The organism is Streptomyces sp. 2131.1, from assembly GCF_900105515.1.
In the GTDB taxonomy this organism is placed as follows: domain Bacteria; phylum Actinomycetota; class Actinomycetes; order Streptomycetales; family Streptomycetaceae; genus Streptomyces; species Streptomyces drozdowiczii.
Genome location: NZ_FNSY01000001.1, coordinates 3,761,106 through 3,787,182, shown reverse-complemented (window position 1 = coordinate 3,787,182; position 26,077 = coordinate 3,761,106). Strand labels below are relative to the sequence as shown.

Sequence of the window (26,077 nt, the reverse complement as noted above, 5' to 3'; positions counted from 1 at the left end):
GCCTCTACGAGGACGAGGGCTCCAGGACGCCCGTCCGGTAGATCGTCCCCGCGCAGGCATTGTCGATCGTCGTCGCGGCGACCGGGGCCCCCGGTTCCGGTGTGTGCTGCACGGAGACGCTGCCCTGTGCGGTGCCCGCGCCGTCAGTGCCGAACTGCGTCTCCGTACCCGTCTCGGTCTCCCCCGTGCCGCCGGCCGCCACTGCCCCGGCGGAGCCGCCGCTGCCCGCGCCGGTCGTGCCGTCCGTAGGCGTCGGGGAGGGTGAGCCGCCGGTGGAGGGACAGGTCTCGTTGGGGACCCAGGCGAACTGCACCTCGTAGGCCATGTCCGGCTTCAGCAGGACGGTGGCCTCCTCGGTGGCCGGGTCGGGCAGACCGGACGCGGGATCGCCCGCGGTGTGCCGGACGACCACGATCCGGGCCGGGTCGGCGGCGCCCATCGCCGCGAAGCCCACGGTGCCGCCGCTGCTCACCGAGCAGTCGGTGCCGGACACGTTGGCGATGCGGAAGGACCCGTACACCGTGCCGTCGGCACCCGCCGCGCCGGAACTGGCGGACCGCACGCCGAGCTGCCCGGAGTCGCAGGGGGGCAGGACGCCCGCCGCGCTGACGGCGGGATCGGCGGACGCGCCGGCCGTGGCGCCGTCCTCCCCCTTGCCGCTGCTGGCGGACGGGCTCACGGTGCTCTCCGGGAGCCCTTGGCCCCCGTTCGGCTGTCCGCCGCCGCTCTCGCCGCCGCCCCCGGTGCCCGAGTCCGCGCCGGGCTCGTCGCCGTTGCCGCCCTGCGCCTGCTCACCGTGTCCGGCGATGGCGGGGTTTGCGGTGCTCGAACCCTCCGAGTTCGCGACGTGGACGAACGCGGGAACGGCGGTGCCGATCAGCAGCGCGGCGGCCGCCGCACCCACCAGGGCCTGGCGGCGCCGGGCCCGCCGGGCGGGCACCGCGCGCTGCAACCGGTCGAGGCTGCCCTCGCTCGGCTCCAGGCCCTGCACCACGCCGTGCATCATGCGGCGCAGCGCGTCCTCGTCACCGTCGTCGCCGCCGCCGAAGGGATTGCTCCCGCCGAACAGGCCGGCCGGGGTCGTGAAGCCCACCGTGTCGCCGTCCTCCGCCCCCCGGCCCCCGGGCCGTGAGGTCTGTTCATGATCGTGCTCGTGGTGGTCGTCGCGCCGGCTCATACCTGCGCCTCCATCACCACGCGCAGGGCCGCGATGCCGCGGGACCCGTACGCCTTCACCGAGCCCAGGGATATCCCCAGCGTCTCGGCCACCTGGGCTTCGGTCATGTCCGCGAAGTAGCGCAGGACCAGCACCTCGCGCTGGCGCCTCTGCAGGCCGCGCATCGCCTTGATCAACGCGTCGCGCTCCAACTGGTCGTACGCGCCCTCCTCCGCGCTCGCCATGTCCGGCATCGGCTTCGAGAGCAGCTTCAGCCCGAGGATGCGGCGACGGAGCGCGGAGCGGGAGAGGTTGACGACGGTCTGTCGCAGGTACGCGAGGGTCTTCTCGGGCTCGCGGACCCGGCTGCGCGCGGAGTGCACGCGGATGAACGCCTCCTGCACGACGTCCTCGCAGGACGCCGTGTCGTCCAGCAGCAGGGCCGCGAGGCCGAGCAGCGAACGGTAGTGGGCGCGGTAGGTCTCGGTGAGGTGGTCGACGGTTGTTCCGGCTGCCACGCTCTCCTCAGCGCCCTCGCGCTGCGCCGGCAGCCCCGTCCGGCGCGCGGCGGGCATGGGCGCGATCACCGGCATGCCACCGGCCGCGCGGGCCCGTCGGAGCGGTCGCACCGAAGCGCCGCGCAAGGGGCCCACCACTGTGATATCGAGAACCTCTGCCACGCCAGTTGGACACGCTTCCCCCCGTCAGGGTTGTACGCATACGGCACCGCGTTTGAAACCCTGCGACATGCCCTCATACGTACCCGTTCTTCCCCAGATGCCCCGCACATGCGCCCCGCCGCGCAAGAAGTGACCGCTTAGACGCCTGGCGTCCGACCCGCGGTTGCAACGAACCGAAAGGTCATCGTCGGTCACGGCGACTGCCCAGCTCAAGAGGTTCAGACCAGCAACTTGCTCACAGACCGTTCACAGAAAGTACAAAACGGGTTCGATCCGGACCCCATGATCACGATCGCTCAGGGCCGGGGGAATTCGGCGGCCACCGATTCGGCGATCTGCGCCACGTTGAGCGCCGCGCCCTTGCGGAGGTTGTCGCCGCAGACGAAGAGCTCCAGCGCCTGCGGGTCGTCCAGCGAGCGCCGGACCCGGCCGACCCAGGTCGGGTCGGTGCCCACCACGTCGGACGGGGTGGGGAAGTCGCCGGCTCCCGGGCTGTCGTACAGCACCACGCCGGGAGCCGTGGCAAGGATCTCGTGGGCGCGGTCGACCGCCACCTCGTTCTCGAAGCGGGCGTGCACGGACATCGAGTGCGTGGCGACGACGGGTACGTAGACGCAGGTCGCCGACACCCGCAGCCCCGGGAGGCCGAGGATCTTGCGGCACTCGTCGCGGATGGCCCTCTCCTCCGACGACCAGCCGTCGCCGGCGTCCGTACCGGCCCAGGGGACGACGTTGAGCGCGACCGGTGCGGCGAACGGGCCGCCCTGGGTGTCGCCCACCACGCGGCGCACGTCGCCGGGCTTCGTACCGAGTTCGGTGCCGGCCACCATCGACAGCTGTTCGCGCAGGGCGGCGACCCCGTCGCGACCGGCGCCGCTGACGGCCTGGTACGAGGAGACGACCAGCTCGCGCAGGCCGAATTCGGCGTGCAGGGCGCCGACCGCGACGATCAGCGCGAGCGTGGTGCAGTTCGGGTTCGCGACGATGCCGCGCGGCCTCATCCGTACGGCGTGCGGATTGATCTCGGGCACGACGAGCGGAACGTCGTCGTCCGTACGGAAGGCCGCGGAGTCGTCGATGACGACGGCGCCCTTGGACGCGGCGACCGGGGCCCACTGCGCGGAGACCTCGGCGGGTACCAGGAAGAGCGCCACGTCGACGCCCTCGAAGACGTCCTCGGTGAGTCCGAGGACCTCGCTCTCCTCACCGCGGACGACCAGCTTGCGGCCGGCCGAGCGCGGCGAGGCGACGAGTCTGACCTCGCCCCAGACGTCCGCGTGCTGCGAGAGGATCTGGAGCATGACGCCACCGATCGCCCCGGTCGCACCGACGACCGCGAGCGAAGGGCGGCGTGCGGTCATCGTCCGGTGCCCCCGTACACGACCGCCTCGTCGGAGTCGCTGTCGAGGCCGAAGGCGGTGTGCACGGCGCGCACGGCCTCGTTGACGTCGTCGGCGCGGGTGACCACCGAGATGCGGATCTCGGATGTCGAGATCAGCTCGATGTTCACGCCGGCGTCGGAGAGCGCCTCGAAGAAGCCCGCAGTGACCCCGGGGTTGGTCTTCATACCTGCGCCGACCAGGGAGATCTTGGCGATCTGGTCGTCGTAGCGCAGCGAGTCGAAGCCGATCACGCCGCGGTTGCGCTCCAGTGCGTCGATGGCCTTGCGGCCCTCGGACTTGGGGAGCGTGAACGAGATGTCCGTCAGGCCGGTCGAGGCGGCGGAGACGTTCTGCACCACCATGTCGATGTTTACCTCGGCGTTCGCGATCGTACGGAAGATCGCGGCGGCCTCGCCCGGCTTGTCGGGGACGCCGACGACGGTGATCTTGGCCTCGGAGACGTCATGGGCGACTCCGGAGATGATCGCGTGCTCCACCTGCTGGTCCCCTTGCGGCTCGTTGCTGACCCAGGTGCCGCGCAGTCCGGAGAAGGATGAGCGGACGTGGATCGGGATGTTGTAACGACGTGCGTACTCGACGCACCGGTGCAGCAGCACCTTGGAGCCGGACGCGGCCAGCTCCAGCATGTCCTCGAAGGAGATCCAGTCGATCTTGCGAGCCTTCTTCACGACTCGCGGGTCGGCGGTGAACACGCCGTCCACATCGGTGTAGATCTCGCAGACCTCGGCCTCCAGCGCGGCCGCGAGCGCGACGGCGGTGGTGTCGGACCCGCCGCGGCCGAGGGTGGTGATGTCCTTCTTGTCCTGGGACACACCCTGGAACCCCGCGACGATCGCGATGTTCCCCTCGTCCAGCGCCGTACGGATACGGCCCGGCGTCACATCGATGATGCGCGCTTTGTTGTGGACCGAGTCGGTGATGACGCCTGCCTGGCTGCCGGTGAACGACTGGGCCTCGTGGCCCAGGTTCTTGATCGCCATGGCCAGCAGCGCCATGGAGATCCGCTCTCCCGCGGTCAGCAGCATGTCGAACTCACGCCCGGCCGGTATCGGGGATACCTGCTCGGCGAGATCGATCAACTCGTCCGTCGTGTCGCCCATCGCTGACACCACGACAACCACCTGGTTGCCGTTCTTCTTGGCATCGACGATTCGCTTGGCGACGCGCTTGATGCCCTCGGCATCGGCTACGGAGGAGCCTCCGTACTTCTGCACGACAAGGCCCACGTGCGCTCCTCGCTCAGTCCATTACTGCGGTCGGCTCAGTTTAACGAGCAGCCCGGAAACGCCCCGCTGATACCGCATCGTGAGATGTCCCGCTCACCACGTGATCATCGGCGTGTCGCCTCCGGACCGCTCGTATCGCGCTGCTGCCCACCGAACACGTACACATTCCCCTTTGTGGCCCAGCCCACACGCGTCCGCGCCGGTCGGGACCGACTACTTCGCGGGGCGCAGGCCCAGCGGGCCCGCGATCTCCTCGAACATGACGCGTCCCGCCTCCTCGGCGAGATCGTCGTCGCCGGCGTCCTGGTCGGTGTCCAGGCCGTCCAGCTCCTGGAGGGGCTGGTTGAGGCGGATGTGGGCGATCAGGGACTGGAGGGCACGCAGGGTGGCGGAGGCGGTGGAGCCCCAGTTGGAGAAGTAGGAGAACTGCCACCACCACAGGGCCTCGGTGGTGCGGCCCTCCTCGTAGTGGGCCAGGCCGTGGCGCAGGTCCGTGACGAGGTCGGCCAGGTCGTCGGAGATACGGGCCGGCACCGGGGCCTTGCGGGGCTCGTACGGGTCGAAGACCTCGGAGTAGACGTCGATCGGCTCCAGGAGGGCCGCGAAGCGCTCGCGCAGGCCGTCGGCGTCCGGCTCGGCGCCCAGGTCCGGCTCGTAGCGCTCGTCCGGGACGATGTCCTCGTACGCGCCGAGCCGGCCGCCGGCCAGCAGCAGCTGGGAGACCTGGAGGAGCAGGACCGGAACGGCCTCTTCCGGTTCCTCGACCTTGGACACCTCGGTGACCGCGACGATGAACGTCTTGATCTGGTCCGCGATCTGGACCGCGAAATCGCCGGGGTCCTGCGTGACGGTGTTCAACGTGGCGTCAGACATCGAGGAGACCTCCCGTGTGCACGGTCGGAGACGGTGAGTAGAAGATAACCGCGCTGAACGTAAAGCCCTCGTGAGGGGCGGCGGAACCGTCAGACATCCAGCAGTCGCCTCCCCTCGAAGGCGCGGCCGAGCGTGACCTCGTCCGCGTACTCCAGGTCGCCGCCCACCGGCAGACCGCTGGCCAGCCGGGTGACCCGCAGCCCCATCGGCTTGACCATCCGCGCCAGGTACGTCGCGGTGGCCTCGCCCTCCAGGTTGGGGTCGGTCGCCAGGATCAGTTCGGTGATGGAGCCGTCGGCGAGGCGTGCCAGCAGCTCGCGGATGCGCAGATCGTCCGGACCGACGCCCTCGATGGGGCTGATCGCCCCGCCCAGCACGTGGTAGCGGCCCCGGAACTCACGGGTCCGCTCGATCGCGACGACGTCCTTCGGCTCCTCGACCACGCAGATGACCGACCGGTCGCGGCGCTGGTCGCGGCAGATGCCGCACTCCTCCTGCTGGGCCACATTGCCGCAGACCGCGCAGAAGCGGACCTTGTCCTTGACCTCCAGGAGGGCGTGGGCCAGGCGCCGTACGTCCGTGGGCTCCGCCTGGAGCACATGGAAGGCGATCCGCTGCGCGCTCTTGGGACCGACGCCGGGCAGTCTGCCCAGTTCGTCGATGAGGTCCTGAACCACGCCTTCGTACAACGGAACGCCTTCCTGACTGAGTCGGCCGAGTCGTGGTACGTACCGTAGGGGGTACGTACGGTCTTGGGTATGCGGTCGGTCAGAACCGCAGGCCGGGCATGCCGCCGCCCAGCCCCTCGGTCAGCGGGCCGAGCTTCTGCTGCTGGAGCTGCTGGGCGTTCTCGTTGGCCGCCTGGACCGCCGCGACGACGAGGTCGGCGAGGGTCTCGGTGTCCTCCGGGTCCACCGCCTTCGGATCGATCACCAGGCCGCGCAGCTCACCCGAGCCGTTGACCGTCGCCCTGACCAGACCACCGCCCGCCTGGCCGTCGACCTCGGTCCTGGCGAGCTCCTCCTGGGCCTGCGCGAGCTCCTGCTGCATCTTCTGGGCCTGCTGCAGCAGCTGCTGCATATTGGGCTGACCACCACCGGGAATCACGGTCACTCCAGGCATTTCGACGACAAATGTTTCGGTACGCCGAGCCTACGTTGTCGCCGGGCGACGCGCCCCACCCGCCGAGGAGCAACTCTTTCGGGTGAGATCGGGAGACCGGTGCCGGGGCTCCTATACCTGACCAGAGGCCGTACGCACCCGGGAATACCGCGATTTCGACCCCATGGCCCACCATTCGGCGGTAGGAAGGGCATGCGTCCCGGTACGCACGCGCATACTTCCCGTCACGCATGGTTACGCACGGGGGACTGCCCGTCGCGTCCAGGGGCATCGAGCAGCCAGGGAGCAGAGATCCGCCCCGTCGTCGAGTACGCGGTCGAGAGCACGCGTCGCTATGCAGCATGCAGAGGAGTACCCCGGTGAGTCAGCCGGAGATGCAGCCCGAAGTGCCGCCCCGCAAGTCCGGCACGTCCGGCCCGGGTGCGGCCGCTCCCTCCGGTACGGGCTCCGGCACCGAGGACCGTGCGGGGCGGGGTCGTGACCTGACCGGGGAGCCGTTCCCGCTGGGCGACTGGGGGGAGCCCGCCCAGCGGCTGGACGAGCTCTACCGGTGGCTGGAGGCGGACGCGCTGCGCACCGCCGACTGGTATCTGAACGACCGCCTCTGGAAGCGGCGCGGGGCCAGGGCGCTGCGGATGGGCACCGCGGCCGGGGTGGTCGCGGGCGCCGCCCTGCCGCTGCTCGACCTGACCGGCGCGCTGCACGGCGCGGCAGGCTGGGGGTACCTGTCGCTGCTGCTGGGCGCCGCGTGCATGGCGTGCGACCGGTACTTCGGCCTGACCTCGGGCTGGATAAGGAACCTGGCGACCGCGCAGGCCGTGCAGCGGCGCCTCCAGGTGCTCCGGTTCGACTGGGCCTCGGAGTGCGTACGGGAGGTGCTCGGCCCGGCCGAGGGCACGGCGAGCGAGGCGACCGAGCGGTGCCTGGGGGTGCTGCGGCGGTTCTCCGAGGACATCACGGAGCTCGTACGGTCGGAGACCGCCGACTGGATGGTGGAGTTCCGGGCCGGCCCCGCACCGTTGGGCATGCAGGCCCTGGTCTCCGGCGGCTCAGGCAACGGGCGCCCGGAACCGGGGAGCGTGCCGGGACGCTTCCCGCTCCAGTCGATGGGCCGGCCCAACATGCCGCGGCAGCGGCCGCCGGAGTCCCCGCGCTGACCGGTACGGGGACCCGGGCGGGGCCGGACCGCGTCAGCTGAAGACGATCATCGATCCCTGGGCGAGGCTGCGGGTGGCCGCGGTGTGCAGCCCGAGCCAGACGTGGCGCTCCCGGGCGAAGGGGTCGTCGTCGTACGGGACGGAGCTCGCCGGTTCCTCCAGCTCGGTGGGGGCGGCGGGCGGCAGCGGGGCGGGCGGCGGGTTCAGCGGGTCGATGCCGATGGCCGGGGCGACGAACTCCAGCTCGCGCAGCAGCCCGTGGGCCGAGCCGAGCGGGCCGCCGCCCGTCAGCAGGTCGTCGGTGGTGACCGGGGCGGCGAAGTCGAGGGGCACGTACGCGCCCGCGTGGTCGAAGTGCCACACCAGGTGGGACTGCCGGGCCGCCTGCTCGAACATCTCCAGCAACTGCTCGTAGTCCCCGCCCAGCTCGTCGACCGGTGTGACGGCGAGGCCGCTGAGCCGGAGCAGGTAGGCGCGGCGCAGGAAGTGCAGGGCGTCGTAGTCGAATCCCGCGACCGGGGCCACGTCCCCGGTCAGTCCCGGCATGTACGCGTAGACGGGGACGGGCGGCAGTCCGGCCTCGCCCAGGGCCTTGTCGTAGAGGGCGATCTCTTCGGCGAACGGGTTGTCGGGGCTGTGGCACAGCACATCGACGAGGGGGACCAGCCACAGGTCACAGGCCACGAAGTCTCGCTCTCCAACGGGGGCGTGCGGTGGTCGGGACAGCGTAATGCGGCAGGCAGCGCGCGCACAGTGGTCGCTCACGACCGGACCGGGGCGCGGTGGGGCGGCGGCCGGTGCCCGCGGGGGTCAGGAGCGCCCCCGGTCCTCCTCCGCGCCCGGTTCCGGATCGGCCAGGCGGTCCGCCCAGCTCAGCGCGTGGCCGTTGTAGCCGTCGATCACCGCGCGCAGGGCCTCGCGGTCCCGGTGGGTGATCGCGGCGACCAGTTCGGCGTGGCCGTTCCACAGCCAGTCCCGCAGGTCCGCGTCGCCCCGCAGGTACGGCACGGCGAACACCCATGCCTGGACGCGCAGCCGGTGCAGGAAGTCGCTGATGTAACTGTTGCCGATGAGGCCGCCCAGCTCGCGCCAGAAGCGCAGGTCGTAGCCGATGAGGATGTCCAGGTCCCCGGAGCGCGCGGCGCGGGCGGCCTCCTCGGCACGTCGGCGTACGGACACGAGTGCGTCCCGGTAGTCGGTGCGCCGCTCGGGGACCGGGTCGTGGAAGACGCCCCGGATGACCCCGTCCATGACCAGGGTGCGGGCCTCCACCATCGCCCGGTAGTCCGCGACCGTGAACTGGTGCACCCGGAAGCCGCGGTGCTGGTCGGATTCGAGGAGCCCCTGCGCGGACAGGTCGAACAGCGCCTCGCGGACGGGCGTCGCGGAGACCCCGTACTGCTCGGCGATCTGCTTGACGGTGAACTCCCGCCCCGGCAGCAGACGCCCGGCGAGCACCTCGTCACGCAGCGCGTCCGCGATCTGCTGCCGCAGGGTGCTGCGGGTAACGGCTCCGCTCGCGCACATGGCGCCCCTCCCCGATTCGGTTCCGGGTCACCTTAGACCGGCCCCGGACCGGTCAGGAGCCCCCGGCACCCCCGGCGGGACGGGCCACGCCGCTATTCTCGTCCCCGTCCGGCGTGTTGTCGTACGGGGGAGGCCGCACACCATGGAGAAGCTCGGGTCCACCGATCCACAGCGCATCGGCGCCTACCGCTTGCTGGGGCGCCTCGGCGCGGGCGGCATGGGCCAGGTCTATCTGGCCCGTTCCGACCGCGGCCGTACGGTCGCGCTCAAGCTCGTACGCGAGGAACTCGCCGCCCAGCAGGTGTTCCGCGACCGGTTCCGGCAGGAGGTACGGGCCGCCCGCACGGTGGGCTCCACCTGGACCGCCCCCGTGCTGGACGCCGACACCGAGGCCGACGTGCCGTGGGTCGCCACCGGATACGTGGCGGGGCCGTCCCTCCACACCACCGTCTCGGGCGGGCCGGGCACCGGATCCGGACCGGCCCCCGGCACGTTCGGCCCCCTGCCGGAACGGTCCGTCCGCATCCTCGGTGCCGGTCTCGCGCACGCCCTGAAGGCCATCCACACGGCCGGCCTCATCCACCGGGACCTGAAGCCCTCCAACATCCTGCTCACGATCGACGGTCCCCGCGTCATCGACTTCGGGATAGCCCGGGCCCTGGACACCGTCACCGACGGCGGTCTCACCCGCACCGGCGCGCTGGTCGGCTCGCCCGGCTTCATGTCCCCGGAGCAGGTGCGGGGCGAGCGGGTCAGCGCGGCGAGCGACGTCTTCTGCCTGGGGTCGGTGCTGACGTACGCCCTGACCGGGCGGCTCCCCTTCGGCGCCGCGGCCAACGAGATGCACGCCCTGCTGTTCCGCATCGCGCAGGAGGACCCGGACCTGACCGGGGTCACGGCGGGCCTCGACGACCTCATCCGGGGATGCCTCCACAAGGACCCGCAGGCCAGGCCGACCACGGACGACATCCTGGGGCTGCTGGCGGACGGCGACGACAGCTCGGAGCCCTGGCTGCCGGGCGCACTCATCGCCCAACTCGGGCGCCATGCGGTGGAACTGCTGGACTCGGAGGACCCGGAGCATGTGGCGCCGGGTGCGGCGGGGCCGGGTGCTGGGGGGCCGGGTGCTGCGGGGCCGGGTGCGGCGGGGCCAGATGCTGCGGTGCCGGCCGATGCGGTGCCAGGTGCCGTGGTGCCGGACAAGACGGCACCGGCCGACGCTGTGCCGGGCGCGGGGCCCGGCGCGGGGCCCGGCGCGGGCGCGGGCCCGAGGGACGCGGTGCCGCAGGGCACGGTCCCCCTCACCAAGCCGGCCGCCCCCGTCACGGCGGCAGCCGGCCCTGGCGACCCGGAGCCCGAGCCGCCCACCGAGATACTCGACGCCCCCAGCTTGCCGACCACCCCGCTCCCCTCCCCCGGGCAGCCGGCGCCCGGGCAACCCACGCCGGGCCCGGTCCACGCGCTGCCCATCGCGGCCGGCCCCGCCGGGGTCACACCCCCGCCGGCCGCGCACCCGGCCACGCCGCCCCCGCCCGGCTACGGCTACCCGCACCAGCCGGCCCAGCCGCAGCCCGTCCAGGGCTTCGGCCATCCGCAGCAGCCCTACCAGGGCCCGCCCTACGGCTATCCGCAGCAGCCGAGCCCGGACCACGGCTACCCGTACGGCTACCCGCAGCAGCCCGGTCCCGGCGCCACTCCTCCGTACGGCCCCGGCTACCCGGCCGGCACCCAGCACCCGGCCCCCGCGCCGGAACCGGCCCGCAGGGGCAGCGGCTCCACCATCGCCCTGATCGTGGTCGCCTTGCTGGTCGCCATAGGGGCCGGCGGGTCCGTGTACGCGCTCATGAACGACAAGGACGGAACACCCACGGCGGGGCCCACCCACTCGGCGGGTCCCTCCCCGACGAAGGCCGTCGACGAGTCCCCCTCCCCCGACGTCTCCCCCGACCCCTCGCCGAGCGACGACGGGGTCAACGGCGAGGAGGGCGGTGTCCCCGAGGGCTACCTCGGCTCCTGGTCCGGCAGCATCGACAACGCCACCGGCCACTCCACCCGTGAACTGGTCATCCGCCAGGGCGAGGCGGGCGACACCGTCCTCACCCTGACCGCCGAGGGCCCGCTCGACAGCGGCGGCACCTACCGCTGCGTCTTCGAGGCCCCCCTGACTGCCGAGGCCGCCGAGGGCGAGTCGGTGCGGATCGGCCCCTCCACCGTGACCGAGGGCGAGCCGGCTGCTTCCTGCACCCCCGGCGCCCCGACCACGCTCACCCTGCTCCCGGACGGCAGCCTCAGCCGGGAGAACACGTCCAGCGGCGAGAAGCTCACGTACACCAAGACCGGCTGACAGGACGTCCCGCGGTGCTCCGGGAGCCACGCGGCCCGGTCAAAATCCGACCGCGCGTACCAGTTGTCACTCCCATGTCATAACCTGCGATCCGGACCGCGCACCTCTCTCATCTCCAGGTGCCGGGCGGTCCCTTCACCGTGGGGGTAGACACCATCTTGCGTACGCGCAGAATCTCCACCGCGACCACGATCGCGGTGCTCTTCAGCTCAGTTGTGCTCATCGGGGGCGCGGCCGACCCGGCCGCCGCCGACTCCGGCAAGGTGATCGCCGCCGCATCCGTCGGCGACATCGTCGCCGACGGCGTGCACAAGCGCGTCTTCATCAGCGATCCGGCCGGGGGCAAGGTCGTCGTCGCCGATTACAGCGGCACGGTCATCGCCAGGATCGGCTCGCTGCCGGGGGTGACCGGACTCGAACTGTCCGCGGACTCCGGCACGTTGTACGCCGCCGTCCCGGGCTCCGACGCCATCGTCGCGATCGACACGGCGGCACTCGCCGTGTCCGCCCGGTATGCGACGGGGGGCGGCACGGACCCGAAGTTCCCGGCGCTGGCCGGCGGCAAGCTCTGGTTCGGCTACGGCTCGGCCGGCCAGGGTCACATCGGGTCGCTCGACCTGTCCGGCGCCGAGCCGGTGGTGGCCCTGGAGCAGGACACCGACGGCACCTGGTACGCGGCGCCGACGCTGGCCTCGACCCCGGGGGCGCCGAATGTGCTGGCCGCCGGTATCGAGACCCAGAGCCCGACGGACCTGGCTGTCTACGACGTGGCCTCGGGGACGGCCGTCCGGACCGCGTCGACGAGCACAAACGGCGCCAACATGCACGACCTCGCGCTCAGCCCGGACGGCACACAGCTCGTGGTCGCCAGCGGCGCCCCGTACGTCCACCAGGCGTACAGCACCACGGACCTCGCACCGACGATCGCCTATCCGTCCGACGCGTATCCCAACGCGGTCGACATCGCCCCGGACGGGACGGTCGCCGCCGGCATCGACGGCTGGTACGAGCCGGACGTGTACGTCTACAAGCAGGGCTCGGCCACGAAGCCGGTCCGGACGTACGACTTCCCCAACACCGGGAACAGCAGCGGCTCGGACACCCTGGACCCGTCCGGTCTGGCCTGGGCACCGGACACCAGCCGGCTGTTCGCCGTCACGGTCAACAGCGCGGGCGTCCGCTCGTTGCGGGTGCTCACCGACCCGGTCAAGTACCGCACGACGGTGACGGTCAGCGCCCCGTCGAAGGCGACCCGCGCCAAGAAGCTCACCGTCACCGGCAAGGTGAAGTCGGACGGTGCCTTCCCGTCGGGCGCCGTGGCGACGGTGACCCGTACCGACATCGAGTCCCCCAAGGGCAAGGCGCTGGCCGCCGTTAAGCTGAAGTCGGACGGCACGTTCTCCTTCAGCGACACCCCGCCCGCGGGCGGCACGGTCACGTACAAGGTCTCCTACGCCGGTGACGCCACGCACTCCGCGGCGTCGGGCAGCGACAAGGTCGCCGTCTCCCGGACAGCCACCTCGCTGACCCTGAACCGCAACAAGGCGGTCTACGCCTATGGCACCGACGTCTCGTTCACCGCGCACCTCGGCAAGACGTACAAGAACCGCACCGTCGAACTCTGGGTGGACCCGTTCGGCAAGGACAAGCCGAAGAAGCTGGCGAAGACCGGCAAGGTCAACTCCAAGGGCAACCTGTCCACGACCGTCGACATGACCCGGGACACGACCGTCACCGCCGTTTTCAAGGGCGACGGACGCTCCGCGTCCAAGACGGTCAGCTCCGTCGCCTACGCGAAGGTGAAGGTCTCGACCTCGGTCTCCAAGCAGTACCGGACGGCGAAGATCGGCTCGCAGTCGTACGCCTACTTCCACAAGAAGACCAACCCGGTCTTCGGCACGACGATGAGCTACTACAAGAACCGCAAGTTCCGCCTGTCCCTGGAGCTCTACTACCAGGGCAAGTGGTACGACGCGGGCTCGCAGTACTTCAAGCTGGGCACCGCCGGAAAGACCTACGTGACGCTGACCGGCGCCCATGAGACGGGCTACCGGATGCGGATCCGTTCCTCCTACGTGAACAACACGTCGGGCGACAACGTCAACACGACGACGCACAGCGCCTGGAAGTACTTCATCTTCACGAAGTGACCCGGGACTCCGGGAAGTTGTGAACGCGGGGCCGGGGAGAACAGTCATCCCCGGCCCCGCGGCCGTCGTGCTCACTGGACCATCGGGCGTACGGACATGAGCAGGTGCTGGTGGACCGTGTCCCCCGCCCCGTCCGCTGCGGCCGCCGCGTCCTCGTGGTCCGGATGCCCGGTGATCATGGCGCGCTGGCCCTGGCCGATGAGCTGGAACCGGACGACCGGGGTGTCGAACGAGGCCAGCGCGTCCATCAGGTACGAGGGGTTGAACGCGACGGTGATCTCCTCGGCGCCCAGGAGGCCGGCGGGCAGGCGCTGGGAGGCCACGTCGTCCTCGTAACCGGCCCGGAGCAGGACGGAGCCGTCCGCGAAGGCGAACTGGAGCGGGCTGTCGCCGTCCGCCACCACCGCGACCCGCTTCACGGCCTCGACCAGCGGCTCTCGCTCGGTCACCGCTCTGACCGGGCTGTCCAGTACGAACAGCTTGTCGTGGCGGGGGAGCCGGCCGTCGAGCAGCCGGACCGTGGTGCGCATGGACTCGCGCTCGAACCCGGCCGAGCCGCTGTCCAGGGCGAGGCGGAGCGCACCGGGGCGGGCGCCGACCGAGCGGGCGATCTCGCTGAGCCGACGGGCCGATACGACGACGTCGGCCGTGACGCCCTGGGTGGCGGGACGCCAGTCGAGCGTACGGACCGCGAAGCGGTAGCGGTCCGTGGCGGCCAGGGTCATGCGCCCGCCGTCGAGCCCCAGACGGATACCGGTGAGCGTGGGGAGGGTGTCGTCCCGGCCCGCGGCCACCGACACGTCGGCGACGGCTGCCGCGAACTCCTGCCCGTCGACCTCGCCGAGGACTTCCGGCAGCGGCGGCAGCGCGGGGTAGTCGTCCAACGGGAGGACGGACAGGCCGAATCCGGCGCCGCCTGCCGTGACCGTGAACCGGGAGCCCTCGACCGCGCACTCGACCGGCCCCTCGGGCAGCACCTTGCACACGTCGAGCAGGCGGCGGCCCATGACCAGGACCCTCCCGGGCCGGTCGGTCCTGGCCTCGACCTCGATGCGGGCGGACGCCTCGTAGTCCAGGCCGGAGATGCTCAGCCTGCCGTCCGCCGCCTCCAGCAGCAGGCCGCCCAGGACGGGCACGGGTGATCTGGTGGGCAGCACCCGGGCGGCCCAGGCGACGGCGTCCGTCAGCTCGCCGCGTTCGATCCGGAACTCCATCGTGGTGACCTCTCCTCGTGCGCCGACCGCCTGCGGTCCCGACGGTCACGACGCTAGAGGCCACCACTGACAACGGGACGGGGGATGCCCCCGGCCGCGGGGCCGGGGGCATCCCCCACACGTGTGAATCAGCCTGATGAAAGCGCTGGTCAGCAGCTCAGGTTGGATCCGGGCGTGGTGCCGAGGATCTGCGTGAACGCCTGGTACTTGTCGATACGGCTCTGGACCTGGGCGGGGTTGCCGCCGTTGCACTCGATGGAGCCGTTGATGGAGCGGATCGTCTCACCGAAGCCGGCGCCGTTGACCATGGCGTTGTGGGCCGTCATGGTGCCGGGGCCGTTCTGGGTGTTCCAGTACCAGAGGCCGGTCTTCCAGGCCACGGCCGCGTCCGTCTGCACCAGGTTCGGGTTGTGCAGCAGGTCGATGCCGAGGGCGTCGCCCGCGGCCTTGTAGTTGAAGTTCCAGCTGAGCTGGATCGGTCCGCGTCCGTAGTACGCGGCCTGGCCCGCCGGGCACCCGTAGGGCTGGCTGCTGTCGCAGTAGTGCGGGTAGTTGGCGGTGTTCTGCTCGACGATGTACACCAGTCCGCCGGTCTCGTGGCTGACGTTGGCGAGGAAGGCCGCGGCCTCCTGCTTCTTGACGGTGTCGCTGCCGGTGTTGGCGAAGCCCGGGTAGGCGTCCAGGGCGGCGACCAGCCCGCTGTACGTGTAGAAGGAACTGCGGCCGGGGAACATCTGGTTGAACTGCGCCTCGCTGACCACGAAGCCGGAGGACGACCCCGGGCCGCCCGGGTCCGTGCCGCCGCCTCCGCAGGCGCCCTGGTCGGCCCAGACGTCGGAGCTGCCGGGCTTCTCGTTCTGCGTCCACCACTTGGCGGTCCAGTTGTGCCCGTTGTACGAGGCGGAACCGCCGCCCGTGTAGACGGACGAGGCGTTCCAGGCGGCCGCGCAGTCGGCGGCCGACGCGGTGGCGGCGGGGAGTACGACGAGCCCGGCGACGACCGCGCCCAGCGCGGCGAGCAGGCCCATGATGCGACGGAACATCAGCACACTCCTTCGGCGCGGAGCACCGGTCGTCGCGGTGCACCGCTGTGGGGGGTTGCCGTCACTCAAGCGCGGTTGGTCTGGACCTGTCAAGGTCTAGACCAAAAATGGGGACACTCCCGACGGAAGAACCCCGGGGCCCATCCACGAGGCGGGATCGCGGCGGCCCTGGGGTTTGAACGCGTATCAGCAGGTAAGGCCCGAGCCCGGGTTCACCCCGACGACGTCGGTGATGTGCTCGTACTTGGCCACCCGCGCCAGCACCGAGCCGGGATTGCCGCCGTTGCACTCCAGCGAGCCGTTGAGCGAGCGGATGGTCTCACCGAAGCCCGCGCCGCCGACCATGGCGTCGTGGGACGTCATCGTGCCGGGCCCGTTCTGGGTGTTCCAGTACCAGAGCGCGGTCTGCCAGGCGACCGACGGATCGCGCTCGACCATCCACGGGTCGTTGAGCAGGTCGAGCCCGAGGGCGTCCCCGGCCGCCTTGTAGTTGAAGTTCCAGCTGAACATGATCGGCCCCCGCCCGTAGTACGCGGACTGGCCGGCCGGGCAGCCGAACGGCTGGCTGTAGTCGCACTTGATCCAGTAGTTGGCCTCGTTGATCTCCTTCACGTACCGCAGGCCGACCGACTCGAAGTCGGCGTGCGTCAGGAAGGCCGCGGCCTCCCGGGCCCTGGTCTGCTCGGTCCCGGTGTTCGCGAACCGCGGGTACGCGTGCAGCGCGTCGATCAGGCCCTGGTACGTGTAGAAGGAGTCGCGCTCGGGGAAGATCTCGTCGAACTCCGCCTCACTGATGACGAAGTCCGAGACCCCTCCCGTACAGGCGCCCGCGTCCGCCCAGACGCTGGTGGCACCCGGATTCTCGTTCCGCGTCCACCACTTCGCCGTCCAGTTGCGGCCGTGGTGCGAGACCGCGCCACCGGCCGGGTAGGCGGTCGAGGAGTCCCACAGGGGTGCGCACGGGGCGGAACCGCCGGTGTCCGCGGCGGCCGGCGCGGCGGTGGCGGCCGCGGGCAGAAAGGCAGCCGTCGCGACGACTGCGCCCAGTACGGTCAGGATGCTCTTGATGCGGTTCAGCGCTGCTCACTCCTTCGGCGAGGACGGGCATGGCTCGCCGCACACCTCGGCGGCGGGCCGTGCGGGCATCCCTGCACCCAACCGTCGCTGGTCTGGACCTGTCAAGGTCTAGACCAGCCGGAGTCGCCGCGACGACACACGCGGGAGGGCCGGGGCTCAACCGCCGCCCCGGCCCTCCCGCGTACCTGCGTGTCTACAGGAACGAGTTGATCTCGATGGTCTCGGTCCGGCCGGGACCGACACCGATCGCGGAGATCGGGGCGCCGGACATCTCCTCCAGCGCCTTCACGTACGCCTGCGCGTTCTTCGGCAGGTCGGCGAACGTCTTCGCCTTGGTGATGTCCTCGGACCAGCCCGGGAGCATCTCGTAGACCGGCTTCGCGTGGTGGAAGTCGGTCTGGTTGTACGGGAGCTCCTCGACGCGCTTGCCGTCGATCTCGTACGCCACGCACACCGGGATCTGCTCCCAGCCGGTCAGCACGTCCAGCTTGGTGAGGAAGAAGTCGGTGAGGCCGTTGACCCGGGTCGCGTACCGCGCGATGACCGCGTCGAACCAGCCGCACCGGCGGTCACGGCCGGTGGTGACACCGCGCTCGCCGCCGATCCGGCGCAGCGCCTCGCCGTCCTCGTCGAGCAGCTCCGTGGGGAACGGGCCGGCGCCGACGCGGGTGGTGTACGCCTTGAGGATGCCGATGACGCGGCTGATCTTGGTCGGACCGACGCCGGCACCGGTGCAGGCGCCGCCCGCGGTCGGGTTCGACGAGGTCACGAACGGGTACGTGCCGTGGTCGACGTCGAGCAGCGTGCCCTGGCCGCCCTCGAACAGGACGACCTTGCCCTCGTCAATGGCGTTGTTCAGGACGAGCGTCGTGTCCGCGACGTACGGCTTGATCTGCTCCGCGTACTGGAGCATGTCCTCGACGACCTTGCCGGCCTCGATGGCGCGCCGGTTGAAGACCTTGGCCAGAAGCTGGTTCTTCTGCTCCAGGGCCGCCTCGACCTTCTGCTCCAGGATCGACTCGTCGTAGAGGTCCTGGACGCGGATGCCGACCCGGTTGATCTTGTCGGCGTACGTCGGGCCGATGCCGCGCCCGGTGGTGCCGATCTTGCGCTTGCCGAGGAACCGTTCCGTCACCTTGTCGACGGTGACGTTGTACGGGGTGATCAAATGAGCGTTGCCGCTGATCAGCAGCTTGGACGTGTCCACGCCGCGGTCGTTGAGCCCACTCAGCTCGGAGAGCAGGACCGCCGGGTCGACGACGACACCGTTACCGATGACCGGGGTACACCCCGGTGACAGGATGCCGGAGGGGAGGAGATGCAGTGCGTACTTCTGGTCGCCGACGACGACCGTGTGGCCGGCGTTGTTGCCGCCCTGGTAGCGCACCACATAGTCCACGGATCCACCGAGCAGGTCGGTGGCCTTTCCCTTGCCCTCGTCACCCCACTGAGCACCGAGCAGCACAAGTGCGGGCACAGGCGTACACCCCTTCCGGGCGGGGCATGTCCAAGGTCAGGGGGCGTACGAAAACGCCGTTCATGCCGTACGTCGTTGTACGGCACAGTCCGAACCGTCGAACCGGGTGCCCCGGAATAGACGAAACCCCTGGCGCAATAGCGCAAGGGGCTCTTGCACCAAGATGCTACCCGAGGAAGGTCCGAGGTGTCGGCTGCCCAGCCCCCCGGTAACGGCGCGCCCCATCTGCTGGTGGTGGTCGATCCGGTCGCCCGCCGCACGGACGGCGAGTCCGTACGCATCGCGAAGGACGTGCTGAGCGCGGGCTCGCACGCCAAGATCTGCCTCCCGGACAGCCCCGGGGAATTCGCCCGGGCGCTGGCCCGCCGGGGTGGCCGGCGGCCGGTGGTGATCGGCGACGACCGGGCGCTGCGGCGTGCGGTGTCCCTGCTGCACCGGGAGCGGGAACCCGCCATGAGCGCGCTCTCGCTCGTCCCGGTCGGCGCCTCGGACGCCCTGGAACTGGCTCACTCGCTCGGCGTACCGAACGGCGCCGTGGCGGCGGCGCGCACGGCGCTGGACGGGGCGGTGCGCCGGCTGGACCTGCTCGTCGACGACAGCGACGGCGTGGTCCTGGGCGCGCTGCGCATCCCCGCGCTGAACAGCGCTCCGGGCACGGGGACCGACCGCTCGGGCGTGACCGCCGTCTGGGACACCTGCCGCTCCCTGGTCCGTACCCTGGTACGCCCCGCGCCCCCGGAGCCGCCCGCCGCGTCCTCGACGCACCGCCTGCGCGTGGAGGCCGACGGCGTCGTGCTGAACGACCTGGACCGCCCGGTCGCCTCGGTGACGGTGACCTCCCGGTGCGGTGACGACGGCGTGGCGGCCGTGACGATCGACGCGCCGGACGCCGATCCGGTCACCACGGAGGCCAAGGCGGTCACGGTCTCGGGGGCCGATTTCCGCTACCGGGCGGACATACAGGTCGCGGGGCCGGTGCGGACGCGGACGTGGACGGTACGGGCCGGGGCCTGGGGGCTGATGCTTCCGGTTCGGTAGCGGGGCGGGGGCAGGTTCGCCGCCCTCGGGCTCACACCTCGACCCGCAGCTCCTTCAGACCCCGGATGACGTAGCCGGGGTTCCACTCCGGTTCGGCGGCCAGTCGCAGGCCCGGTGCCTTGCGCAGCAGCTCGCCGAAGGAGGCGGCCAGCTCGACGCGGGCCAGCGGGGCGCCCAGGCAGAAGTGGATACCGGCGCCGAAGGTGATGTGCGGGTTCTCCCGCCGGGCGAGGTCGAGGGTGTCCGGTTCGGTGAAACGGGCCGGGTCGCGGTTGGCGGAGCCGAAGAGCAGGGCCACCTCGGAGCCCCGCGGGATGACCGTGCCGTCGATCTCGATGTCGTCCAGGACCCAGCGCTCGAACATCTGGAGGGGGGTGTCGTACCGCATCAGCTCTTCCAGCGCCGTCGGCAGCAGACCGTGGTCGGCGCGCAGGGCGGCCAGTTGTCCGGGGTGGCGCAGCAGCGTCCACCAGCCGTTGACCGTGGTGTTGACGGTCGCCTCGTGCCCGGCGTTCAGAAGGAGGACACAGGTGGAGACCATCTCCTGCTCGGTCAGCCGCTCGCCCTCGTCGTGGGCGGCGACGAGGGCCGAGATGAGATCAGTACCCGGGTTCGCCCTCCGCTCGGCGATCAGCTCGCGCAGATACGCGGAGAATTCGAGCGAGGCGCGGACGGCGGCGCGGGCGGTCTCCTCGGACGGGTTGAGCTCGAACATTCCGCAGATCGCGGCGGACCAGGGCCGGAGCGGGGCGCGGTCGGACTCCGGAATGCCGAGCATCTCGGCGATCACGGCGACGGGCAGCGGCTCGGCGACGGCGGAGAGCAGGTCGCCCCCGCCCTGCTCGACGAAGTCGTCGACGAGTCCGGCGGCCAGCCGCCGGACGGTGGGGACGAGCTGTTCGACAGTGCGCGGGGTGAACGCCTTGGACACCAGACGCCGGATGCGCGTGTGGTCCGGCGCTTCGAGGTCCAGCAGCCCCTGCCCGTTGAGCGTCTCGAACGGCTCGTGCTCCGGGGGCGGCGGCGTCCGGCCGAACTCCTCGTGCGTGAACCGGTGCAGATACGTGCGCCCCAGCCGCCGGTCACGCAGCAGGGCCGACACGTCGGCGTAATGCGGGACGAGCCACTGGTCGGTGGCCTCGAACCAGTGTGCCCGGCCGGTGGCACGCAGCTCGGCGTAGGCGGGGTGCGGATCGGCGACGAACGCCGCCGACCAGGGGTCGAAGAGGGCGGGGGAGGCGCTGGGCTGTTCCATGACCCGACGCTAACCGGCCGCTCCGGGGCGGGGCCGGCCCCGCCCCGCTCAGGAAGGAGTGACCAAGCGGGCCTCGTACGCGAAGACGGCGGCCTGCGTGCGGTCCCGGAGGCCGAGTTTGACCAGGATGCGGCTCACGTGGGTCTTGATCGTGGACTCGGCGACGACCAGGTGCGCGGCGATCTCCGCGTTGGAGAGGCCCTGGGCGATGAGGACCAGCACCTCCGTCTCGCGCTCGGTGAGGTCACCGACCCGGGCGAGGGCTGGCGGGCGCGGGGCCGACGCCAGTTTGGAGAACTCGGTGATCAGGCGCCGGGTGACCGTCGGGGCCAGCAGGGCCTCGCCGGACGCGACCACGCGTACGCCGTCGGCGAGCTGGCGGGCCGAGGCGTCCTTGAGGAGGAAGCCGGAGGCGCCCGCGCGCAGCGCCTGGTAGACGTACTCGTCCAGGTCGAAGGTGGTGAGGACCAGGACCTTCGCGTCCCCGTCGGCGGCGACGATCTCACGGGTCGCCTCGATGCCGTTCAGCTCGGGCATGCGGATGTCCATCAGCACCACGTCGGGGCGGAGCGCGGCGACCTGGGTGACGGCCTCGCGGCCGTTCACCGCCTCGCCGACGACCTCGATGCCCGGCATGGCGTTGAGCAGGACCGAGAAGCCTTCGCGGACCATCATCTGGTCGTCGACGATCAGGACCCGGATCGGGGCGGTGGCCGACGTCGTCATGCCTGCTCCACCACGGCGCCGGACGCGCCGGAACCGGTGGGCTGAGCCGGTATGAAGGCCGTGACCTCGTAGCCGCCCTCCGCGGTGGCCCCGGCGGTCATCTCGCCGTTCAGCATCGCGACCCGTTCCCGCATCCCGGTGATGCCGTGTCCGGCCCCCGGCGACGGCTTCACCGGAGCCGTGGGCGGCCCGTTGACGACGCGCAGGCCGAGGCCGCCCAGGACGTAGCCGATCTCGACCCTCGCGGTGGCCCCCGGGGCGTGCCGCAGGCTGTTGCTGAGCGCTTCCTGGATGATCCGGTACGCCGACAGCTCGACGCCCTGCGGCAGTTCGCGCACCGCGCCGGTCACCGCCTTCTCCGTCACCAGGCCCGCGTCCGCGACGTTGGCGAGCAGCCGGTCGAGGTCGGCGAGGGTGGGCTGCGGCGCGTCCGGTGCCTCGTAGTCGTCGGCCCGGACGACGCCGAGCACCCGGCGCAGTTCGGTGAGCGCGGCCACGGCGTTCTCCCTGATCGTGACGAAGACCTGCTCCAGCTCCGGCGGCGGGTTCTCCACCCGGTACGGGGCGGCCTCGGCCTGGATGGCGACGACGGACATGTGGTGGGCGACCACGTCGTGCAGTTCCCGGGCGATCGTGGTGCGCTCCTCCAGCAGCGTGCGCCGGTCGCGCTCGACGGCGGTCACGGTGCGCTGCACGGTGACCTCGCGCTGCGCCTCCCGCCGGACCTGGACCAGGCTCACCACGAGCAGCGCGAACGCCGAGACCACCGCCATGGCCGCGGTGCTCGAGCCGCCGTCCCCGCCGGTGACGACGCCCTCGACGACGAGCCCCAGCAGCAGCGTGAGGGCCCACATCCAGGCGGCGGTGCGCGGCCGGGTCCTGGCCGCCACGACGAACAGCACCACCAGGTGGGAGAAGAAGGTGCTCGCCCCCACGGCCCCTCGCCGCTCAGGACGGCGTTCACCGGCATCAGCGCCATGGCGATCCAGAACGCCCCGACCGGCCTGATCAGCGTCATCGCCACACAGATGGCGGGCAGCAGCCCGGACAGCAGGACACCGGCGTTGCCCGTCTCGGTGAACCCCGCCATGAAGGTGATCAGTGCGGCGCCCAGTACCAGGGCGTGCGGAATCCACGCGGCCCCGGCCCCGAGCCTCCCCGGCAGCCGCCGGGTCAGGCGCCCGTCGGTGCGCATCGGCGCCATCGGCCGGTAGGCGAACGCGTCCTGGAAGAGGTCCTGCCGCAGGTCTGCGATCGCACCGTCGGCGAACCGGAGCTCCGGGCTTCTGGTCTTGGTCTCGGTCACGTGTCCACGGTAGGCGGACCGGCGGGCCGGGTCGTCGGCCCCGATACGGATTCCCGGCCGTCCGTCGCAAGTACTACGCGGCACCGTACGGGCACCGCGCGGCCTACCAGGCGAGCTGGGCGATCTCCTCGGCGACCACCGCGCACGCGTCGGCGGCCGGGTCGATCAGCGGGAAGTGGCCGACGTCCGGCAGCAGCGTCAGCCCCACCGTCTCGCCCTCCTTCGCCGCGGTGTCCACGAACGCCTCGGAGACGGCCACCGGCACCGTCAGGTCCGTGGTGCCCTGGACGACGACGGTCGCGATGCCCGTGGGCAGCAGCCGCGACGGGTCCGCGTACGCGCTCCGCCCGGCGAAGTCCTCCGCCGGGCCCAGGAGCTGCCCGACCGCCCCCGAGCACACGTCGAGCGCCGCCGCGGAGGCGAAGTCCGCGATCGGCGCGAGGGCCACCACACCGCGCAGCGCGGGCGGCCTCGGCAGCCGCCACGGCGAGCCCTCCGGGAGGACGTGCCGGGCGGCGGCCCACAGGGCCAGCTGCCCGCCCGCCGAGTGCCCGGTGACCACGATCCGGCGGCCGTCCGCCGAGGGCAGTTCCCGTGCCAGCAGCTCCGGCAGCGCGTCCATCGCCGCGGCGACGTCGTCGAAGGTCTCCGGCCAGCGGCCCGCGACGGGCCCGGAGCCGCGCTGCTGCGGAAGCTCGCTGCCGCGCCGGTACTCGACGCTGGCGACGGCGAACCCGCGCCGGGCCAGGAAGTCCGCGAACGGCGACACATGCGCCCGGTCGTACGGGGCCCGCCACGCACCGCCGTGCAACAGGACGACGACGGGCGCACCGGTGCGGCCCCCGCGCGGGGCGTAGAAGTCGATGACCTGGTCCGGGTGGCCGCCGTAGGCGGCGGAGCCGTCCGGGGGGACGGCCGGATGCGAGAAGGCCGATTCCGTCTCGGCGGCGTCCCGCTCGCGCGCGGCGGAGTCCGACATCCTGCTCCCACCCTCCCTGTCGTCCGGCCCAACTGGCCTGACCTGCGGGGACGGTACCAGTACGGCGAGGGGCCCCGCCCACCGGGAATCGGCACGCCGAGACCGCCTGGGAATCGGCACGCCGGGAACGCACCGGAGGGCGCACCGCGTGAACCCCGGTACGGCGCCGTCCGGTGACCGGGGCGAGCCGGTCACCGGACGGATGCGGCAGCCTACGCCGCCGGGGCGCCCAGAACCTCCGCCAGCACCCGCGCCGCGCGCTCCGCGTCGGCGAACCCCACGTACAGCGGTGTGAAACCGAACCGCAGCACATCCGGCCGGCGCAGGTCCCCGACGACGCCGCGCGCGATCAGCTCGGTCATCACGGGCTCGGCGTCGTCGCACCGCAGCGCGACCTGGCTGCCGCGTTCCGCGTGGGCGGCCGGGGTGACCGAGGTGACCCGGCCCTCGGGGGCGTACGCCTCGACGCACTCCAGGAAGAAGTCCGTCAGCGCCAGGGACTTCGCCCGCACCGCGTCGATCCCGACCCCGTCCCAGACGTCGAGGGACGCCTCCAGGGCCAGCATCGACAGGATGTCGGGCGTGCCGACCCGGCCCCGTACCGCGCCGTCGGCCGGGGTGTAGCCCGGCGTCATCGCGAACGGGTCGGCGTGCGACGTCCACCCCGGCAGGGGCGAGTCGAAGGCCGCCTGGTGGCGCTCGGCGACGTACAGGTAGGCGGGCGAACCCGGTCCGCCGTTGAGGTACTTGTACGTGCAGCCGACCGCCAGGTCCACGCCGTGCTCGTCGAGGCCGACGGGAAGCGCGCCCGCGCTGTGGCACAGGTCCCAGACGGCGATCGCGCCCGCGGCCCGCACCGCGGCGGTCAGCCCCGGCAGGTCGTGCAGCCGGCCCGAGCGGTAGTCGACGTGGTTGAGCAGGACGGCGGCGGTCCGCGACCCGAGCGCGTCCGGTACGTCGGCGGGGGCGACGGGGATGATCCGGTGGCCGGTCATCCGGGCCGCCGAGGCGGCGATGTAGCCGTCGGTGGGGAACGTCTGCGCGTCCACCAGGATCTCGTCGCGGCCTTCCGGCGCCAGCCGGGTCGCGGCGACGAGGGCCTTGAAGACGTTGACGCTGGTCGAGTCCCCGACGACGATCTGACCCGCCGCCGCACCGACGATCGGGGCGATGCGGTCGCCGATCCGTTCCGGCGCCGTCCACCAGCCGCTCTCGACCCAGGACCGGATGCGCAGCTCGCCCCACTCGCGGGTGAGGACCTCCTGCACCCGGGCGGGCACGTGGCGCGGCAGCGCTCCGAGCGAGTTGCCGTCGAGGTAGACGGTGTCGTCGAGGGTGAACAGCCCGCGCAGCGGTGCGAGGGTGTCGTCGGTGTCGAGCGCCTGTGCGCGCTCCCGCAGGTCAGACATGGCTGCGGGCCGTCCAGAGCTCGGGGAAGACGTTCTTCGTGGCGCGCTTCTCCAGCCAGGCCACGCCGGCCGAGCCGCCGGTGCCGGTCTTGGAGCCCATGGCCCGCCGGGTGGCGAGGAGATGGTCGTTGCGCCATCGCCACACCAGCTCGCCGACGTCGGTGAGCACCTCGCCGAGGCGGACCAGCTCGTCGTTCTGGTCCGGGTTGGCGTAGATCTCCGCCCAGACGGCCTCGACCTCGGGCGACGGCTCGTACTTCTTGGTCAGGTCCCGGCCGAGCACGGCCTCGGGGACCGCATGCCCGCGCCGGGCGAGCAGGGCGAGGGCCTCGTCGTACAGACCGGGTTCCGCGAGGGCCTTCTCCAGCTCCGCGTGGACGCGGGGCGCGCCCCGGTGCGGCACCAGCATGGACGCGGATTTGTCGCCGAGCAGGAACTCCATCCGCCGGTACATCGCCGACTGGAAACCGGAACCCTCGCCGAGCGAGGACCGGTAGGAGTTGAACTGGGCGGGGGTGAGCTGGGCGAGCGGCGTCCAGGAGGCGTTCAGGGCCTCCAGCTCGCGCAGGGACCGCTTCAGCGCGTCCTGCGCGACGTCCAGGCGGTCCTCGCGCATCGCGTGCGCGGCGGTCTCCCACTCATGGACGATGACGGTGAACCAAAGCTCCATGACCTGGGTGGTGACCAGGAAGACCATCTCGCCGGGATCGTCCGAGCGGAGGTGCTGGAGGTGGGTCAGGACATCCGCCTGGACATAGTCCTCGTACGGAGTCGTGCCCGCGAAGTCCAGGTGCGGGGTCGCCGCACCGGTGGCTTCGGGGTCGGGGGGAATCGTCGACATCGCTGTCTCCTCGACACGAGCTTCCGGGTAGCGGTCCGCCCCTTCCATCAGGAAGTGGAGCTCCGGTCCCCTGT

Annotated in this window: 22 protein-coding genes and 1 pseudogene; 4 read left to right on the top strand and 19 right to left on the bottom strand. The window is 71.7% G+C overall.

Annotated features, from left to right (window positions below; translation table 11 throughout):
- Nucleotides 1-4: 4 nt before the first annotated feature.
- The 7 genes from BLW14_RS16925 to BLW14_RS16895 form a co-directional block, all read right to left on the bottom strand.
- Nucleotides 5-1,177, bottom strand: a complete 1,173-nt coding sequence (locus BLW14_RS16925; protein WP_093708097.1) for a hypothetical protein — start codon at nucleotides 1,175-1,177, stop codon at nucleotides 5-7.
- Nucleotides 1,174-1,749, bottom strand: coding sequence for a SigE family RNA polymerase sigma factor (locus BLW14_RS16920; RefSeq protein WP_093708096.1), 576 nt, complete (start codon nucleotides 1,747-1,749; stop codon nucleotides 1,174-1,176). Before BLW14_RS16920 ends, BLW14_RS16925 begins: the two co-directional genes overlap by 4 nt.
- 383 nt (nucleotides 1,750-2,132) lie before the next feature.
- Complete coding sequence (locus tag BLW14_RS16915; RefSeq protein WP_093708095.1) at nucleotides 2,133-3,197, bottom strand: aspartate-semialdehyde dehydrogenase; 1,065 nt, start codon at nucleotides 3,195-3,197, stop codon at nucleotides 2,133-2,135.
- Complete coding sequence (locus BLW14_RS16910) at nucleotides 3,194-4,465, bottom strand: aspartate kinase (RefSeq protein WP_018520354.1); 1,272 nt, start codon at nucleotides 4,463-4,465, stop codon at nucleotides 3,194-3,196. The genes BLW14_RS16915 and BLW14_RS16910 overlap by 4 nt, the downstream gene beginning before the upstream one ends.
- A 213-nt stretch (nucleotides 4,466-4,678) precedes the next feature.
- Nucleotides 4,679-5,338 carry a DUF5063 domain-containing protein gene (locus tag BLW14_RS16905; protein WP_093708094.1) on the bottom strand — a complete coding sequence of 220 codons (660 nt, stop codon included), beginning with the start codon at nucleotides 5,336-5,338 and terminating at the stop codon, nucleotides 4,679-4,681.
- Nucleotides 5,339-5,427: 89 nt separating this feature from the next.
- Nucleotides 5,428-6,027 (bottom strand): recombination mediator RecR, encoded by a 600-nt coding sequence (gene recR / locus BLW14_RS16900; protein WP_018514171.1) that lies wholly within the window; start codon nucleotides 6,025-6,027, stop codon nucleotides 5,428-5,430.
- A 79-nt stretch (nucleotides 6,028-6,106) separates the two neighbouring features.
- A complete protein-coding gene (locus tag BLW14_RS16895) occupies nucleotides 6,107-6,445 on the bottom strand; it encodes a YbaB/EbfC family nucleoid-associated protein (protein WP_093710758.1) in 339 nt (112 codons plus the stop codon).
- A gap of 389 nt (nucleotides 6,446-6,834) precedes the next feature.
- Between BLW14_RS16895 and BLW14_RS16890 the strand changes: the two genes are divergently transcribed.
- Nucleotides 6,835-7,617, top strand: a complete 783-nt coding sequence (locus BLW14_RS16890; RefSeq protein WP_093708093.1) for an SLATT domain-containing protein — start codon at nucleotides 6,835-6,837, stop codon at nucleotides 7,615-7,617.
- A gap of 33 nt (nucleotides 7,618-7,650) precedes the next feature.
- Here the strand turns inward: BLW14_RS16890 and BLW14_RS16885 are convergent, their stop codons facing one another.
- Both BLW14_RS16885 and BLW14_RS16880 read right to left on the bottom strand, forming a co-directional pair.
- Complete coding sequence (locus tag BLW14_RS16885) at nucleotides 7,651-8,301, bottom strand: hypothetical protein (protein ID WP_093708092.1); 651 nt, start codon at nucleotides 8,299-8,301, stop codon at nucleotides 7,651-7,653.
- Nucleotides 8,302-8,427: 126 nt separating this feature from the next.
- The gene (locus tag BLW14_RS16880; RefSeq protein ID WP_093708091.1) at nucleotides 8,428-9,144 is read right to left on the bottom strand and encodes a GntR family transcriptional regulator; all 717 of its coding nucleotides are present in this window, start codon (nucleotides 9,142-9,144) and stop codon (nucleotides 8,428-8,430) included.
- A gap of 142 nt (nucleotides 9,145-9,286) precedes the next feature.
- On the opposite strand from BLW14_RS16880, the gene BLW14_RS16875 reads away from it, so the two are divergent.
- Nucleotides 9,287-11,488, top strand: a complete 2,202-nt coding sequence (locus BLW14_RS16875; protein ID WP_093708090.1) for a serine/threonine-protein kinase — start codon at nucleotides 9,287-9,289, stop codon at nucleotides 11,486-11,488.
- 158 nt (nucleotides 11,489-11,646) lie between these two features.
- Nucleotides 11,647-13,638, top strand: a complete 1,992-nt coding sequence (locus BLW14_RS16870; protein WP_093710757.1) for a hypothetical protein — start codon at nucleotides 11,647-11,649, stop codon at nucleotides 13,636-13,638.
- 71 nt (nucleotides 13,639-13,709) lie between these two features.
- Here the strand turns inward: BLW14_RS16870 and dnaN are convergent, their stop codons facing one another.
- From dnaN to BLW14_RS16850, 4 genes are all read right to left on the bottom strand, one after another.
- Nucleotides 13,710-14,852, bottom strand: coding sequence for a DNA polymerase III subunit beta (gene dnaN / locus BLW14_RS16865; protein WP_093708089.1), 1,143 nt, complete (start codon nucleotides 14,850-14,852; stop codon nucleotides 13,710-13,712).
- A 149-nt stretch (nucleotides 14,853-15,001) separates the two neighbouring features.
- The gene (locus tag BLW14_RS16860) at nucleotides 15,002-15,895 is read right to left on the bottom strand and encodes a glycoside hydrolase family 19 protein (protein WP_093708088.1); all 894 of its coding nucleotides are present in this window, start codon (nucleotides 15,893-15,895) and stop codon (nucleotides 15,002-15,004) included.
- A 186-nt stretch (nucleotides 15,896-16,081) separates the two neighbouring features.
- Nucleotides 16,082-16,972, bottom strand: coding sequence for a glycoside hydrolase family 19 protein (locus BLW14_RS16855; RefSeq protein ID WP_177154222.1), 891 nt, complete (start codon nucleotides 16,970-16,972; stop codon nucleotides 16,082-16,084).
- Nucleotides 16,973-17,165: 193 nt separating this feature from the next.
- The gene (locus BLW14_RS16850) at nucleotides 17,166-18,449 is read right to left on the bottom strand and encodes an adenylosuccinate synthase (RefSeq protein WP_026243029.1); all 1,284 of its coding nucleotides are present in this window, start codon (nucleotides 18,447-18,449) and stop codon (nucleotides 17,166-17,168) included.
- 186 nt (nucleotides 18,450-18,635) lie between these two features.
- Here BLW14_RS16850 and BLW14_RS16845 point away from each other — a divergent pair, with 186 nt between their 5' ends.
- Complete coding sequence (locus tag BLW14_RS16845) at nucleotides 18,636-19,487, top strand: diacylglycerol kinase family protein (protein ID WP_093708086.1); 852 nt, start codon at nucleotides 18,636-18,638, stop codon at nucleotides 19,485-19,487.
- Between the two features lie 31 nt (nucleotides 19,488-19,518).
- On the opposite strand, the gene BLW14_RS16840 is transcribed toward BLW14_RS16845, so the two are convergent.
- The 6 genes and pseudogenes from BLW14_RS16840 to BLW14_RS16815 all read right to left on the bottom strand — a co-directional run bounded on the left by BLW14_RS16840 (nucleotide 19,519) and on the right by BLW14_RS16815 (nucleotide 26,003).
- Nucleotides 19,519-20,742: a cytochrome P450 gene (locus tag BLW14_RS16840; protein WP_093708085.1), complete on the bottom strand. Its 1,224-nt coding sequence runs from the start codon at nucleotides 20,740-20,742 to the stop codon at nucleotides 19,519-19,521.
- A 48-nt stretch (nucleotides 20,743-20,790) separates the two neighbouring features.
- A complete protein-coding gene (locus BLW14_RS16835) occupies nucleotides 20,791-21,468 on the bottom strand; it encodes a response regulator (RefSeq protein WP_093708084.1) in 678 nt (225 codons plus the stop codon).
- Nucleotides 21,465-22,774 (bottom strand): annotated as a pseudogene (locus BLW14_RS16830) (sensor histidine kinase). Before BLW14_RS16830 ends, BLW14_RS16835 begins: the two are co-directional and overlap by 4 nt.
- Before the next feature lie 103 nt (nucleotides 22,775-22,877).
- Nucleotides 22,878-23,753, bottom strand: a complete 876-nt coding sequence (locus BLW14_RS16825) for an alpha/beta hydrolase family protein (protein WP_093708083.1) — start codon at nucleotides 23,751-23,753, stop codon at nucleotides 22,878-22,880.
- Nucleotides 23,754-23,965: 212 nt separating this feature from the next.
- The gene (kynU, locus tag BLW14_RS16820) at nucleotides 23,966-25,162 is read right to left on the bottom strand and encodes a kynureninase (RefSeq protein WP_093708082.1); all 1,197 of its coding nucleotides are present in this window, start codon (nucleotides 25,160-25,162) and stop codon (nucleotides 23,966-23,968) included.
- A complete protein-coding gene (locus tag BLW14_RS16815) occupies nucleotides 25,155-26,003 on the bottom strand; it encodes a tryptophan 2,3-dioxygenase family protein (protein ID WP_093708081.1) in 849 nt (282 codons plus the stop codon). Before BLW14_RS16815 ends, kynU begins: the two co-directional genes overlap by 8 nt.
- Nucleotides 26,004-26,077 lie beyond the last annotated feature (74 nt).